This window comes from Agrobacterium leguminum (genome assembly GCF_005144435.2).
GTDB lineage: Bacteria > Pseudomonadota > Alphaproteobacteria > Rhizobiales > Rhizobiaceae > Agrobacterium > Agrobacterium leguminum.
Window position 1 is genome coordinate 496249 of record NZ_CP120211.1, and the last position, 13816, is coordinate 510064.

At 60.1% G+C, this 13816-nt stretch carries 12 protein-coding genes and 1 tRNA gene; 6 read left to right on the forward strand and 7 right to left on the reverse strand.

Annotated features, from left to right (window positions below; genetic code table 11):
• Positions 1 to 75: 75 nt before the first annotated feature.
• The gene (locus CFBP4996_RS02395; protein ID WP_080852540.1) at positions 76 to 498 is read right to left on the reverse strand and encodes a hypothetical protein; all 423 of its coding nucleotides are present in this window, start codon (positions 496 to 498) and stop codon (positions 76 to 78) included.
• Positions 499 to 762: 264 nt separating this feature from the next.
• Here CFBP4996_RS02395 and CFBP4996_RS02400 point away from each other — a divergent pair.
• Positions 763 to 839, forward strand: a tRNA-Pro gene (locus tag CFBP4996_RS02400).
• An 849-nt stretch (positions 840 to 1688) separates the two neighbouring features.
• Here CFBP4996_RS02400 and cysN read toward each other — a convergent pair.
• From cysN to CFBP4996_RS02415, 3 genes are read right to left on the reverse strand one after another with little or no spacing between them, the layout of a single operon-like run.
• Positions 1689 to 3170: a sulfate adenylyltransferase subunit CysN gene (gene cysN, locus CFBP4996_RS02405; RefSeq protein WP_080852539.1), complete on the reverse strand. Its 1482-nt coding sequence runs from the start codon at positions 3168 to 3170 to the stop codon at positions 1689 to 1691.
• Positions 3170 to 4123: a sulfate adenylyltransferase subunit CysD gene (gene cysD, locus CFBP4996_RS02410; protein WP_003520470.1), complete on the reverse strand. Its 954-nt coding sequence runs from the start codon at positions 4121 to 4123 to the stop codon at positions 3170 to 3172. The genes cysN and cysD overlap by 1 nt, the downstream gene beginning before the upstream one ends.
• Before the next feature lie 27 nt (positions 4124 to 4150).
• Positions 4151 to 4933, reverse strand: coding sequence for a phosphoadenylyl-sulfate reductase (locus CFBP4996_RS02415; protein WP_162935918.1), 783 nt, complete (start codon positions 4931 to 4933; stop codon positions 4151 to 4153).
• Positions 4934 to 5137: 204 nt separating this feature from the next.
• On the opposite strand from CFBP4996_RS02415, the gene CFBP4996_RS02420 reads away from it, so the two are divergent.
• The 5 genes from CFBP4996_RS02420 to CFBP4996_RS02440 all read left to right on the forward strand — a co-directional run bounded on the left by CFBP4996_RS02420 (position 5138) and on the right by CFBP4996_RS02440 (position 9822).
• The gene (locus CFBP4996_RS02420; RefSeq protein WP_003520468.1) at positions 5138 to 5578 is read left to right on the forward strand and encodes an RrF2 family transcriptional regulator; all 441 of its coding nucleotides are present in this window, start codon (positions 5138 to 5140) and stop codon (positions 5576 to 5578) included.
• Between the two features lie 245 nt (positions 5579 to 5823).
• Entirely contained in the window at positions 5824 to 6849 is a 1026-nt protein-coding gene (locus CFBP4996_RS02425) for a sulfate ABC transporter substrate-binding protein (RefSeq protein WP_035262358.1), read from the forward strand.
• 198 nt (positions 6850 to 7047) lie between these two features.
• Positions 7048 to 7905: a sulfate ABC transporter permease subunit CysT gene (cysT, locus tag CFBP4996_RS02430; protein WP_003494311.1), complete on the forward strand. Its 858-nt coding sequence runs from the start codon at positions 7048 to 7050 to the stop codon at positions 7903 to 7905.
• A complete protein-coding gene (gene cysW / locus CFBP4996_RS02435) occupies positions 7898 to 8770 on the forward strand; it encodes a sulfate ABC transporter permease subunit CysW (protein WP_080852538.1) in 873 nt (290 codons plus the stop codon). The genes cysT and cysW overlap by 8 nt, the downstream gene beginning before the upstream one ends.
• Before the next feature lie 11 nt (positions 8771 to 8781).
• Positions 8782 to 9822, forward strand: a complete 1041-nt coding sequence (locus CFBP4996_RS02440) for a sulfate/molybdate ABC transporter ATP-binding protein (protein ID WP_035218478.1) — start codon at positions 8782 to 8784, stop codon at positions 9820 to 9822.
• Positions 9823 to 10357: 535 nt separating this feature from the next.
• Here CFBP4996_RS02440 and CFBP4996_RS02445 read toward each other — a convergent pair.
• From CFBP4996_RS02445 to CFBP4996_RS02455, 3 genes are all read right to left on the reverse strand, one after another.
• Positions 10358 to 10723, reverse strand: coding sequence for an HVO_A0114 family putative DNA-binding protein (locus CFBP4996_RS02445; protein WP_080852537.1), 366 nt, complete (start codon positions 10721 to 10723; stop codon positions 10358 to 10360).
• A gap of 48 nt (positions 10724 to 10771) precedes the next feature.
• Positions 10772 to 11785, reverse strand: coding sequence for an NAD(P)H-quinone oxidoreductase (locus CFBP4996_RS02450; RefSeq protein WP_162935917.1), 1014 nt, complete (start codon positions 11783 to 11785; stop codon positions 10772 to 10774).
• Positions 11786 to 11873: 88 nt separating this feature from the next.
• Positions 11874 to 13676, reverse strand: a complete 1803-nt coding sequence (locus tag CFBP4996_RS02455; RefSeq protein WP_020812512.1) for a GGDEF domain-containing protein — start codon at positions 13674 to 13676, stop codon at positions 11874 to 11876.
• Between the last annotated feature and the right edge of the window lie 140 nt (positions 13677 to 13816).

Consider the following 13816-nt stretch of genomic DNA (forward strand, 5'->3'; position numbering starts at 1 on the left):
TGACAATAATCCCAAAAAAGTGAAAAGGCCCGCCGGTTCGGGCGGGCCTTGCTGCGTTTGGCCTGTGGCCGAAGATCAGTCTGCGGCGAGGAATTCCGCGCAATAGCTCGGGCCGTTGATGCCGGGGCGGTCGGAAACCGTGCGCACGGCGGTAATCTTGTAATCGCTGGAAACGACGAGCTGCACCGTGCAGGAGAGCGAGGCGGTGCGGGCGGGCGAGACCTGGCGACCCTTCTTGCCATCCTTGCCTTCTTCGAACCTGGCCGGAATGGTGGCCTTTCTGTAGCCGCCGCGCCAGTTATAGACGGTGGAGCTGCCGGTTTCCGTATCGCTCAGCGGCGGGCCGAATTTTGCGAAGAAAATGCCTGCGGACTGTCCGACCCAGCGGGTCTCAACGGGGCTCTTCTGGGTAAAAGAGGGAGTGGAGCCGCCCGTGGAAGTGGTGCAGGCCGAGAGCGCAATGGCAAACGCTGCGAGCGTTACGCTGCGAGATAGCATGGTGAAATGTCCTTTGTGCCGTGTCCGGCTTCCCGCCGGTCATTCCGTTCCCCTAGCAGATTTGGAGACGGCGGGCAGGGGAGGTGTGCGGCTCGATGAAAATTTCCTGCCACAATTGCTTTTTTGTAACGTTTTGAGGCCTTCCAGCCGGTGCCACAGGCTCCTGGCAGGGTTGTTTCAACAGATGGAAAAAACTTGTCACAAAAAATGCAATAAGCCGCTTGTCGAATGCCGGAGGCTGGTCTATAGAAGCGCCGCTGGTCACGGAGTGTAGCGCAGTCTGGTAGCGCACCACGTTCGGGACGTGGGGGTCGGAGGTTCGAATCCTCTCACTCCGACCAGCTTGAAGCCCAATAGTTACAGCGGCTTGCAACTCATCCCGAAAATTCTCAATCGAAATCTCGCACCGAAACCGGACCTTGTGAAAACCTGTTCCGGCTGGACTGCATTCCCCGATCGCGTCTGAAATCAGGGCGCAGGTGCGAATAACTGCGTTCAAATTGCCGTTCTTCAACCGGTATGCGCTTTGGGAGGGAGTGTTTCTTTCCGCATCCGCTCATGGATGCGAATCGTCGCCGTCAAACAGGGGATGGATCGCTTCGGCGGGCTTTTGTTGTCGCCACCCGGCGTCCCAGCAAAAGAGGCCCGTCGCTCCGCCAAGCGCCAGGCCTCAATGTCGCGGCCTGTTTCAGGGGACGCGCGACAGGAATCGTCTTAAAAGCCTCAATTCTTCTTCACAATCCAAGAAGTTATCCATCACCGTCATGGGCCCTGAATTTCAGGGGCATCGTCGCGATCAACTTATCGCGATCAAAAAAGAGGCCCGCTGCTTTTTCAAACAACGAGCCTCTGTTGGGCCGCTTGGCGGAGCGACCGCATGCAAATTCGCCTTTCGTGCATGAACGTCGAATGAACAAACAGCTTTTTATGCCGCCGAGAAACAACCCGTAAAAATCAGGAGAGCGGCATGGATCGGAAAGCCGCCTCAGCCGTTATCTAACCATACAACAATGGAGGATAGCATGCTGAAGGGTATCGCATTGTGGGCTATGGGCGTTCCGATCTTCGTGATCATTCTGCTTTATATGTTCGTGTTTTAGGCCATCCGCAGTCTCTGACACGGAAAAGGCTCTGAAACGAAAAAGGCGACCGCTTTGACGGTCGCCTTTTGTTTGTTCGAGGGGTGCGTGTCAGCCCAGATCGCCGATCAGCCGCGCGGCCGTTGCGCCGTCCGTGCGGCGGATGTCGATCTCGTCGCGGTGCTTGGCGAGGAGCTCGCTGGCCAGCAGTTTTTCCGCAAGATCGGCGGGCAGCGAGAGAATGACCCGGTCGCCCTTTTCTTCCGTCGCACCGACGCTGCGCTTGCCGGCGATCATGCCGCCCGCAACCGTATTGTTGGTGTCGGGATCGATCAGGATGAAGGAACCGGTCGAGCGGTTCTGTTCATAGGGATCGAAGATCGCCGTCTCATCGAAGGAAAGCCGCACCTTGCCGATGGCGTTCATCGGCAGCGAGGTTTCATGCGCCTGCCATTCGCCTTCCTTCAGGTTCAGCTGGCTGACAGGCTGCACGCTGACGCGCTGGCGGCGGCTGCCGCTTTTCAGCCAGTAGCGCTTGTCTGCCTCGATGCCGCCCGGCTGCAGCGCCACGATCTGGGCGTCGAAGGCAAGGCCGGTCTGCGGCTGCGCCTCGATGGAGACGATCATATCGCCGCGCGACACATCAACCTGACGGTCGAGGACGAGCGTGACCGCATCGCCCGCGACGGCGGCGTTGCGCACCAGATCGAAGGTGACGATCTGCTTGACATTCGCGACCATGCCGGAAGGCAGGACGACGACGCTGTCGCCCGGCTTTACCGAACCGCCGGCAACCGTGCCCTGATAGCCACGGAAGCTTTCACCCGGACGCGAGACGCGCTGCACCGGCAGGCGGAAGCCGCCGGACTGCGCGGAGCGCACTGTGGCAAGCTCCAGCGTCTCCACCAGCGTCGGGCCTTCATACCAGGGCATGGAGGCCTTGCCGGAGAGAACGACGTTTTCGCCCTTCAGCGCCGACATCGGAATGGCGGTGATCTGCTTGATGCCGAGATTGGATGCGAAATCGCGGAACTCGTGGGCGATCAGCTCGAAGCCGGCCTTGTCGTAATGCGTCAGGTCGATCTTGTTGACGGCCAGCACGAATTGCCGGATGCCCATCAGCGCCGCAATGGTGGCGTGGCGGCGTGTCTGTTCCAGAATGCCGGTGCGCGCATCGACGAGCAGCACGGCGAGATCGGCGGTGGAAGCGCCTGTCGCCATGTTGCGGGTATATTGCTCATGGCCGGGCGTGTCGGCCACGATGAAGGCGCGCCGGTCGGTGGCGAAATAACGATAGGCGACATCGATGGTGATGCCCTGTTCGCGCTCCGCCTGAAGACCGTCGAGCAGCAGCGCGAAATCGGGCAGGCCGAGATCGTTCTGCTTGCCGCTGTCGCGGTGCAGGGTGGCGGCCTGGTCTTCCTTGACGGCCTTGGTGTCCCAGAGAAGACGGCCGATCAGGGTCGACTTGCCGTCATCCACGCTGCCGCAGGTGATGAGACGCAGCGGGCGCGTATCGCGCGCCGCCTTCGAATGCTCGGCAAAGGGCAGAATGGTTGCGGAAGAGGGGGTGTTGGCGGCGGCAGTGCTCATCAGAAATACCCCTCGCGCTTCTTCTTCTCCATCGAGCCGGACTGGTCGCGGTCAATCGCGCGGCCCTGCCGTTCGGAAACGGTGGCGATTTCGAGTTCCGCGATGACCTCCTGAAGCGTCGCCGCCTCGGACCGGATCGCGCCCGTCAGCGGGAAGCAGCCGAGCGTGCGGAAGCGGATCGAGCCATGCTTGATCTCTTCGCCGGGCAACAGCTCCAGCCGCTCGTCTTCGGCAAGGATCATCATGCCGTCGCGTTCGACATAGGGGCGCTCGGCGGCGTAATAGAGCGGCACCAGCGGAATGTTTTCCGCCTCGATGTAACGCCAGATATCCACTTCGGTCCAGTTGGAGAGCGGGAAGGCGCGCACGCTTTCGCCCTTGCGGACCATGCCGTTATAGATGTTCCACAGTTCCGGGCGCTGGTTGCGCGGGTCCCATTTATGGTCGGGCGTGCGGAAGGAATAGATGCGTTCCTTGGCGCGGCTCGCCTCCTCATCGCGGCGCGCGCCGCCGAAGGCCGCATCGAACTGGCCGGCATCGAGCGCCTGGCGCAGCGCTTCGGTCTTCATGATGTCGGTGTAAAGCGCCGAACCGTGGGTGAAGGGCGTTACGTTTTCGCTCGCACCGCGCGGATTGGTGTAGGAAATCAGGTCGAGATCGTATTCCTTGACGATATTGTCGCGGAATTCGATCATTTCCTTGAACTTCCAGCCGGTATTGACGTGCAGCAGCGGGAAGGGAATGCGGCCGGGGAAAAACGCCTTGCGCGCGAGATGCAGCAGCACGGACGAATCCTTGCCGATGGAATAGAGCATCACGGGCTTGTCGAATTCGGCGGCGACTTCGCGGAAGATGTGAATGGCTTCGTTTTCAAGCGCCTTCAGATGGGGGTCGAGCGGCGGCTTGGATGCGACAGTATTCTTGCTGTCCGTCTCGTGGACTGCGTTGGACATTGTGAACTCCGGGAATGTACTGAATGATTATCGTTGCGGGATGGCGGAAACGGCGGATGTCTGCTCCGCACCGGCGACGTGAAGACCGCATTCGCGCTTCTCGTCGTTTTCCCACCACCATCGTCCGGCGCGCTCAGGCTCGCCGGGCTTGATGGCGCGCGTACACGGCTCGCAGCCGATGGAGGGGTAACCGCGCTGGTGCAACGGATTGACGGGAATGTTCTCCTGGGCGACATGCGCCCGGATGAGGTCGATATCCCAGTCAGCTAGGGGATTGATCTTGATGAGATTGCGCTCCGCATCGAATTCGGCGAAAGGCGTCGTGGCGCGATTGCCGGACTGGCCGCGGCGAAGGCCGGTGATCCAGAAGGCGGCGCCTTCCAGCGCCTTGCCGAGCGGGATCAGCTTTCTGACATGACAGCAGGCGTGACGGGCTTCGACACTCTCGTAAAAGCCATTGAGACCGTATTTTTCGGCATAGGCGTCGATATCGTCCTGCTCCGGGCGGAAGCGGCGGATTTCGATACCGAAACGCTCTTCGGTTTCATCGATGAGATCGACGGTTTCCTTGAACAGCCGGCCGGTTTCGAGCGTCACGACGTCGATCGGCAGGCGATGCGTGCCGATGGCGGCCGTAATGACCTGATCCTCGATGCCGAGGCTGGTGGTGAAGACCGCCCGCCCGCCGAGGCCGGCGATAAACGAAAGCCGACCCGCCAGATCGAGCCCGGCAAGCGTGGCGTCGAGGGAAGCGGTATCGGCAGAGGCATTTGCTGAATTGATCGTCATTGTCACGTCCGGGATTTCCATGGCCGATTATTGTTGAAATCCTTATCCGCGAACAGAAATGACAGTCTTTGTGCGCTGCACTTGAGAGCAAAAATGCCTCACGCGCGCAGGGTATGAGCAAAAGATACCCGTTCACCTTCTTCGCAGCTTGGATTTGAATTGTGACAACTTCTGCGCTAAGCCGGAATTGCCGGGTTTCCGGGCTTGTGGTCTACTGGTTTTACGATGATTTCGCAGAAGGCAAAATATGCGCTGAGGGCGCTCCTTTCGCTGGCCAAGGCCGACGGGGCCTGTCCTGTGCAGATTTCCGACATCGCCCGCGAACAGGCTATTCCGAAAAAGTTTCTGGAGCAGATCCTTCTCGAAATGAAGAAGGAACGCCTTGTCGAAAGCCGGCGCGGCAAGCAGGGCGGTTATCTCTTGGCGCGCCCGGCCGCGGATATCACCTTCGGCGAGGTGTTGCGCCTCATCGACGGGCCGCTTGCCCCCTTGCCCTGCCTGTCGCAGACGGCCTATCGCCGCTGTGAGGATTGCGACGGCGAGAAGCAGTGCGAGATCCGCCACGTCTTTGCCCGCGTGGCCGATGCCACCCGCAACATCCTTTTCAACACCACCATTGCCGATGCCGTGGCCGGTGTCGAAGTGCCCGAGCTTTTGACAGCCTGACGAAAAAATCGTCTAAAACCCCATAATATTTTTCGCCGCCAGCGCAAAAAATCGTCAAAAATGTGAAACGGTTTTGCATTCAGCAAAGTTTTACACGACGCTTGTTGCGCCTTTCGCTTATGCTGCGCTGTATTTGTTGCCCGGGAAAACGCTCTCGGGAAACACTTTTTCGATCGTATTCGGCCTCATTGACCAACTCTACTCAACCGGTAGAGTTAAGCCATCGCAATCAGGAGGGAATACCGATGTCCAAGCTTCTGTCCGGTTTGAGCGTTGTTGCGCTTAGCCTTTCACTGGCACTTGGCGGCGCTGGCTCGGCCGCCGCGCAGACCAAGCTGCTCAACGTGTCCTACGATCCGACCCGTGAACTCTACAAGGACTTCAACGAAGCCTTCGCCAAGAAGTGGAAGGCCGATACCGGCGAGGACGTCACGATCCAGCAGTCGCATGGCGGCTCCGGCAAGCAGGCGCGTTCGGTCATCGACGGTCTGGAAGCGGACGTCGTGACGCTGGCGCTGCAGAGCGATATCGACGCCATCGTCCAGAACTCCGGCAAGATCAACAAGGACTGGCGCACCCGCCTGCCGCATAATTCCTCGCCTTACACCTCGACAATCGTCTTCCTGGTCCGCAAGGGCAACCCGAAGGGCATCCATAACTGGGGCGATCTGGTGAAGGGCGACGTGCAGATCGTGACGCCGAACCCGAAGACGTCCGGCGGCGCGCGCTGGAATTATCTGGCGGCCTGGGCCTGGGCGAATGAAGAGTTCAAGGGCGATCAGGACAAGATCAAGGCCTATGTCGGCGAGCTCTACAAGCGCGCCCCGGTTCTCGACACCGGCGCGCGCGGCTCCACGGTGACCTTCGCCCAGCGCCAGATCGGCGACGTGCTGCTCGCCTGGGAAAACGAGGCCTATCTCGCCGGTCAGGAATTCGGCGCTGACGCCTTCGATATCGTCGTGCCGCCGATCTCGATCCTTGCCGAACCGCCGGTCGCCGTGGTTGACGCCAATGTCGACGCCAAGGGCACCCGCAAGGCGGCGGAAGCCTATCTGCAATATCTCTACTCCGACGAGGGCCAGAATATTGCGGCAAAGCACTTCTACCGTCCGTCGAACCCCGCCGTGGTCTCCAAGGATCTGCTCAAGCAGCTGCCGGACATCAAGCTCGTCACCATTGACGACCCGCAGTTTGGCGGTTGGGCAAAGGCGCAGCCTGAACATTTTGGTGATGGCGGCATCTTCGACCAGATTTACAAGCCCGCAAAGTAAGCGGATGATGGGCTGAAAAGAGATCGCCCGCGTCCGCACGGACAACAGAAAACAAAACCTGATCGACCGGACACCGTGCCGGTCGATACTTTATAATAAACGCCGGGGAACACCGGCTCCCAGAGAGCATTTCCAGGAAAAGCGGACCCCGGTTTCCTGTCCGGAAATGCGCAAAACTAAAGATTATCCGGAGCCTTGATGAGCAATAATACTTCCGGAAACAGGTGGAAATGGCGGCAGTCGAGCGTCATACCGGGCTTCGGCCTGACGCTTGGTTACACAGTGACCTATCTGTTTCTCATCATTCTTATTCCGCTGGGCGGCCTTGTCTGGTCCACGGCGAAACTGGGTTTTTCAGATTTCATTGCGATTGCCACGGATAGCCGCACGCTGAATGCGCTGCGTGTCAGTTTCGGAACGGCATTTCTTGCCGCGCTGGTCAACGCGGTCTTCGGCGTCATCGTCGCCTGGGTGCTGACGCGTTACCGTTTTCCCGGTCGCCGCTTCGTCGATGCCATCGTCGATCTGCCTTTTGCCCTGCCGACGGCGGTCGCCGGTATCGCGCTGACCACGCTTTACGCCAATCGCGGCTGGGTCGGTTCACTGTTCGAACCCTTCGGCATCAAGATCGCCTTTACGCCGACCGGCATCGTCATCGCGCTGATCTTCATCGGCCTGCCGTTCGTGGTGCGCACCGTGCAGCCGGTCATGGAAGAAATCGACCGGCAGGTGGAGGAGGTGGCCGCCACGCTTGGCGCCAACCGTTTCCAGACCATCACCCGCGTCCTGTTGCCGAGCCTGACACCCGCCATCCTCACGGGTTTCGCGCTCGCCTTCGCACGCGGCGTCGGGGAATATGGTTCGGTCATCTTCATCGCCGGCAATATTCCCTACGTCTCGGAAATCGCACCGCTCCTCATCGTCATCCGGCTGGAGGAGTTCAATTATGCGGCCGCGACCGGCATCGCCACCATCATGCTGATCATCTCGTTCGCCATGCTGTTCCTCATCAATCTTATTCAGGCCTGGAGCCGCAAGAGGTACGGTTATGTCTGAGACCGCTTCCCGCACGTCCCCCCGGCCGTTTCGTGACCCCGCCAGCGAGAGCTTTCCCGCCCGGCTGGCGTTGATCGCGATTGCCTTCGTCTTCCTCGCCGCCTTTCTGGTTCTGCCGCTGATATCGGTCTTTTTCGAAGCCTTCCGCAAGGGCACGGAAAGCTTCTGGGAGGCGATTGTCGAACCCGACGCACTCTCGGCCATTCGCCTGACGCTGCTTGTCGCCGCCATTTCGGTGCCGCTCAACCTCATCTTCGGGGTGATGGCCGCCTGGGCAATTGCGAAATTCGAGTTCAAGGGCAAGGCATTCCTGATCACGCTGATCGACCTGCCGTTCTCGATCTCGCCGGTCATATCGGGTCTGGTCTATGTCATCCTGTTCTCATCCCACAGCGTTCTGGGGCCATGGCTGAAGAGTTACGGCATCGAAATCCTCTTCGCCGTGCCGGGCATCGTGCTCGCCACCATCTTCGTCACCTTTCCCTTCGTCGCGCGCGAACTGATCCCGCTGATGCAGGATCAGGGCAATGGCGACGAGGAGGCGGCGATTTCGCTCGGTGCTTCCGGCTGGCAGACCTTCTGGTATGTCACGTTGCCGAATATCAAATGGGGCCTGCTTTACGGGGTGCTGCTCTGCAACGCCCGCGCCATGGGCGAGTTCGGCGCCGTCTCGGTGGTCTCGGGCCATATTCGCGGCGAGACCAACACCATGCCGCTGCATGTCGAGATACTCTATAATGAGTACAATATGGGCGCGGCCTTTGCGGTGGCGACGCTACTCGCCGGTCTGGCGCTCGTGACGCTCATTCTCAAAACCATTCTCGAAATACGCTTTGGCGCGGGCAACGCAGCCGGCAAGCATTGAAAGGCATCTTCATGGAAGTGAAAGTTTCCGGCATCACCAAGCAGTTCGACCGCTTTCCGGCGCTGAACGATGTGTCGCTCGACATTCGTTCCGGCGAGCTGATCGCGCTGCTCGGTCCTTCCGGTTCCGGCAAGACGACGCTGCTGCGTCTCATCGCCGGTCTCGAGCAGCCGACGACCGGCCAGATTTTCTTCGGTAACGAGGATGCCTCGCACCGCACGGTGCAGGAGCGCAATGTCGGTTTCGTGTTCCAGCATTACGCCCTGTTCCGCCATATGACGGTGGCCGACAATATCGCCTTCGGCCTCAAGGTGCGCCCTTCCGGAAAGCGCCCGCCAAAGGCGGAAATCCGCAGGCGGGTCTCCGAGTTGCTCGACATGGTGCATCTCTCCGGCCTCGAAAAGCGTTACCCTTCACAGCTTTCCGGCGGCCAGCGCCAGCGCGTGGCGCTCGCGCGCGCCGTCGCCATCGAGCCGAAGGTGCTGCTCCTCGACGAACCCTTCGGCGCGCTCGACGCCAAGGTGCGCAAGGAGCTGCGCCGCTGGCTGCGCGAATTCCACGACCGCACCGGCCACACCACCGTCTTCGTTACCCACGATCAGGAAGAGGCGCTGGAACTGGCCGACCGCGTCGTCGTTATGAGCCAGGGCAAGATCGAACAGGTCGGCACGGCTGACGATGTCTACGACACGCCCAACTCCCCCTTCGTCTTCTCCTTCATCGGCGAATCCTCCAGCCTGCCGGTAACCATCCGCGACGGCCACGTGCTGTTCCAGGGCGAAAGCATCGGCATCGACGAGAGCGGCTCTGGCGAGGGCGAGCTTTTCTTCCGCCCGGAAGATGTGGTGCTGACTGGGGAGAAGGACGCGCTTTACGGCAAGGTCACCACCTGTCGCCGCCTCGCCGGCACCCGCATCGCCGAAATCGACATCGCCAATAACGGCCATGAGCCCTATCACCTCGAAATCGAGGTGCCGCTCAACGCCGCCGTGGCCGTGGGCGCGGAGCTGCGCTTCCGGCCGACACGGTGGAAGGTTTTCGGGAAGAAATAAGGAAGAGGTGACCGCAGTTGACGGTCGATGATCCGGCGTTCTCCCCAGTTCTCCGTCATACCGGCCTCGAGCCGGTATCCAGTCAGCCCAAGTCTTTGGGCTGAAAAGAGTCCTCTCGTCGCGCAGACGCGCGCCGGCTGGATGCCGGGTCATCCTCGGGCTTGTTCCGGGGACCGGCATGACGGAAGAGGCGTGTCACGAGTACCTCGAGCATCGAGCTTGCCGCACCGGCACTCGAGGCACAGATTTCCTCAATAGTCGAAGCAATAAGCAAAAACGGAAAAGGGCCGCCTAAGCGACCCTTCCATGAGTTTGGTCCTGTTTACAGACCCGGGACTGTTTCTCAACGTTCCGAAGGCAGGAAGTTTACAACGAGGGCTGCCCCGTTGAAAACACACCCTTTCCATTGCCTGCACCAGAGACCGAAATCTCACTAGACATTGGATCACCTCCTTCCGATACGTTGAACATAACTAGAAGGTAGTACGATTCGTCAGTAATGCAAGAGGGATTACTTCCAGGGGACGCCCGGCACCTATGCCGCATCTGCGGCCTTTACGTCGAATTCGAAGTGGATGCTGTCATAGGGAAACTCGATGCCAGCCTCGTTCCGGTCGATAACGCCCGCATGGAGGAGCGACGTCACGTCGCGATGAACGGCCTGTACGTCCCGCCCGACCCGACGGGCAACCTCCCGGATAGAAAGCGGCCCCTGTCCGGCCAGAGCCTTGACGATGGCAAGGCGAAGCGGCGCGAGAATGCGGTGCAGGTCCTCATAGCTGGAAAATTCGACGGATGGTTTCGCCTCCACCGGCTTTCCGGACAAGGCCAGATTACCGGCGGCAACAAAGCGGCTCTTGATATCCTTGATCGTGCTGAGACGGATGGTGAGTGCGGTCATGACAAAATCCTTTCCATATCCGCCTGAACAACGATCCCGCTCAGAGTGTCACGACACCCGCATCACGATCTTGCCGATATGATTGCTGCTTTCCATCAGCCGGTGCGCTTCCACAACGTCATCCAGCATGAAGACCCGGTTGATGACAGGTGCCAGCTGACCGCTTTCGATGAGCGGCCAGACCTCTGCGACGAGGTCGTCGCGGATGGCGCGTTTTTCGTCGGCCGTGCGGGGGCGCATGGTGGAGCCGGTGACGGTGAGGCGTTTGACCATGATGGGGGTGAGGTTGACCTTCTCGACCACGGCGCCGCCCAGAAAAGCGATGATGGATAGGCAGCCGTCCTTGGCGAGTGCCGAAAGGTTCTTTTCGAAATAGGCCGCACCGATCATGTCGAGAACGACATCGACGCCCTTGCCGTCGGTTTCAGCCTTGATGACGGCGGCGAAATCTTCCTCACGATAGTTGACCGCCCGTCTGGCGCCGAGCTTCACGCAGGCTTCGCATTTTTCCGCCGAGCCCGCCGTAGCATAGACTTCCGCGCCAAAGGCTTTGGCAAGCTGGATCGCCGTCGTGCCGATGCCGCTGGTGCCGCCGTGGATGAGGACGCTTTCTCCTTCGGTGAGGCCCGCCATCTGGAAGAGATTGGCCCAGACGGTGAAGAAGGTTTCCGGCAAAGCCGCCGCTTTGACGGCGTCGTAACCCTTGGGGAAGGGAAGGGCCTGCCCGGCCGGCACGGTGCAATATTGCGCATAACCGCCGCCATTGGCGAGCGCGCAGACCTTGTCGCCCAGCTTGAATTCGGTAACGCCTTCACCCAGCGCAGCCACTTCGCCGGCGATTTCGAGGCCGAGGATCGGGCTTGCATCCTTCGGCGGCGGATAGATGCCCTGCCGCTGCGCGACATCCGGACGGTTGACGCCCGCCGCCTCGACCTTCACCAGAACCTCGCCTTTTGCGGGCTTCGGCAAAGGCGCTTGCGAAAGCCGCATCACCTCCGGGCCGCCATGGGAGGGAAGGTCGATGAAGCGCATTGTTTCGGGCAGGGTCTTGGTGTCGGGCATGGCCAGGGGCAACTCCTCACGTGTCGGCGTCGCCTGAAGATGTAGGTCAGATGCACCGCTTAGGGAAGGAGGCCGTTTGTCACGAGTGTCAATTTGTCTCGCCGAAGACCCGGACGACGAGACCGCCTTCGTTTTCCTTCGCAGCCGCCTTCACACCCGCAATCTCGCTGCCGATCCGCTCGGGATTGGCGATGATCAACCCCTTTGGCAAAGTCAGCACGCCAATGGAGCAGCGCAGCAGCGCGAAGTCCCGCTCATTGCCGTGGCGGTCCTGGCCCTTCATGCAGCCGGCGGCGCGGTCCTCGTCCGAATAGAGTTCGGCGACGTCGTCGTGAAAATCGCTGAGCAGCCGCTCGAGGATTTCCGTCAGCTCCTCCACCGTCCAGTCGCGCACGCCGATGAAGAAATCGTCGCCGCCGATATGTCCGAGAAAGCAGTCGCCGGCGAAGAAATAGCGGCGCATCAGCGCCGAAAACAGGGTGATGGCGTGGTCGCCGGCGTTGAAGCCGTATTTGTCGTTGAAGGGTTTGAAATTATCGAAGTCGCAATAGCAGAAGAAGCGCGCCTCGTCGCCATCGCTGCAGCGGTCGGCAATGAAGCCGCCAATCGCGCGGTTGCCGGGCAGCGCCGTCAGCGGGTTCTGGTCCTGCGCCATCTTCAGCTGTTTTTCGTTGATGACCTTGATGAGCGAAGCGGCGGAAACAATGCCGGCGTAACGCATGTTTTCGGTGAGGATGATGCAGGCGCTGCCGCCCATGCTGGCGAACATGTTCATCAATTGGTCGGCATCGGCATCGAGGCCGACAATCGGCGCGGGATCGACGAAGTGGGAAATGGTGCGCTCGTAGATCTTGTTCTTGAGCAGGTCGCGGCCGAAGGGCCGGTAGATATATTCCTTGAGGTGATATTCGTTGATGACGCCGCGCGGTTCGCCATTGGCGTTGAGAACCGGGAAAAATGCCTGCTGCGGATTTCTGCGGAACAGTTCGAAGACGCTGTCGACGCTGTCATGCTCGAAGACGGTCGGAAGACGCTCGATTTCACGGCGGATGAGAATCTCATCCAGCGTCTGGCTGCTGCGCCGCGCCACGCCGATACGGTTGATATGGGGAAAGCTCTCCGGCAGCTCGCTGGTGAAGACCGTGGGCCTCGCGATCAGCCAGCCCTGCACCAGATCGACGCCGAATTCGCGGCAGGTCAGAAATTCCGCTTCGGTTTCGATGCCTTCCGCAATGACCCTGACGCCAAGAACATGGGCGATGTTGACGATGTTGCGCACAAGGTGCTGCTTGCGCGGCAATTGGTCGACGCCGGTGATGAAATGCCGGTCGATCTTCAGGTAATCCAGCGGAAAATCGCAGAGCAGCTTCATCTCGCCATGGCCGGCGCCGAAATCGTCGATGGCCAGCTTGAAGCCTTCCTTGCGCATGCGGGCGATCAGCGCCGTGAATTCCGGCACGCTGGTATTGTCGAAACGTTCGGAAAGCTCGAAGCAGATGGAGGAGGCGGGAATGCCCGCCCGTGCCAGATGGCCGACGAGCTTGTCCAGAATGGCGTCGCCATGCGGGATCAGCCGCACATCCAGATTGAGGAACAGGGTGGCGGAAGAAAAATCGGGCAGGGTGGAGAATTTCGCCAGCGCCCGGCTCGCCAGCATCTGCTCGAAGGCCTTCAGCTCGCCATCCGCGGCAGCCTGATCGAGAAGCGCCAGCGGATTGGAAAAACCGAGCCGGTCATGGCCGCGCATCAGCGATTCATAACCGAAAATCGTGCCTGTCGTTGCCTCGACAATCGGCTGAAATGCCGTTTCGAGCACCAGTTTCGCCATGGGAAACATGTGCCCGGAGGCAAAACGCCTTATGACATCGTTCTCCAGCGTGACGGCCTGCATTTCTATTCTCCGCTATTGCCGGTCCCTTTGGTGGCGCGCCGTGTGGAATGCGCCATCGGGAACCCGTCTCTTTTGCGGCGAACAATCGCAGATTACAGGTCAACAAAAGCTTTCACGACTGTGAAGCTTTCATGAACGTT

Excerpts from the sequence above, each read along its gene's own strand:
- CFBP4996_RS02395 (WP_080852540.1), bottom strand. The coding sequence starts at position 498 with ATGCTATCTCGCAGCGTAACGCTCGCAGCGTTTGCCATTGCGCTCTCG.
- cysN (WP_080852539.1), bottom strand. The coding sequence starts at position 3,170 with ATGAGCACTGCCGCCGCCAACACCCCCTCTTCCGCAACCATTCTGCCC.
- cysD (WP_003520470.1), bottom strand. The coding sequence starts at position 4,123 with ATGTCCAACGCAGTCCACGAGACGGACAGCAAGAATACTGTCGCATCC.
- CFBP4996_RS02415 (WP_162935918.1), bottom strand. The coding sequence starts at position 4,933 with ATGGAAATCCCGGACGTGACAATGACGATCAATTCAGCAAATGCCTCT.
- CFBP4996_RS02420 (WP_003520468.1), top strand. The coding sequence starts at position 5,138 with ATGATTTCGCAGAAGGCAAAATATGCGCTGAGGGCGCTCCTTTCGCTG.
- CFBP4996_RS02425 (WP_035262358.1), top strand. The coding sequence starts at position 5,824 with ATGTCCAAGCTTCTGTCCGGTTTGAGCGTTGTTGCGCTTAGCCTTTCA.
- cysT (WP_003494311.1), top strand. The coding sequence starts at position 7,048 with ATGAGCAATAATACTTCCGGAAACAGGTGGAAATGGCGGCAGTCGAGC.
- cysW (WP_080852538.1), top strand. The coding sequence starts at position 7,898 with ATGTCTGAGACCGCTTCCCGCACGTCCCCCCGGCCGTTTCGTGACCCC.
- CFBP4996_RS02440 (WP_035218478.1), top strand. The coding sequence starts at position 8,782 with ATGGAAGTGAAAGTTTCCGGCATCACCAAGCAGTTCGACCGCTTTCCG.
- CFBP4996_RS02445 (WP_080852537.1), bottom strand. The coding sequence starts at position 10,723 with ATGACCGCACTCACCATCCGTCTCAGCACGATCAAGGATATCAAGAGC.
- CFBP4996_RS02450 (WP_162935917.1), bottom strand. The coding sequence starts at position 11,785 with ATGCCCGACACCAAGACCCTGCCCGAAACAATGCGCTTCATCGACCTT.
- CFBP4996_RS02455 (WP_020812512.1), bottom strand. The coding sequence starts at position 13,676 with ATGCAGGCCGTCACGCTGGAGAACGATGTCATAAGGCGTTTTGCCTCC.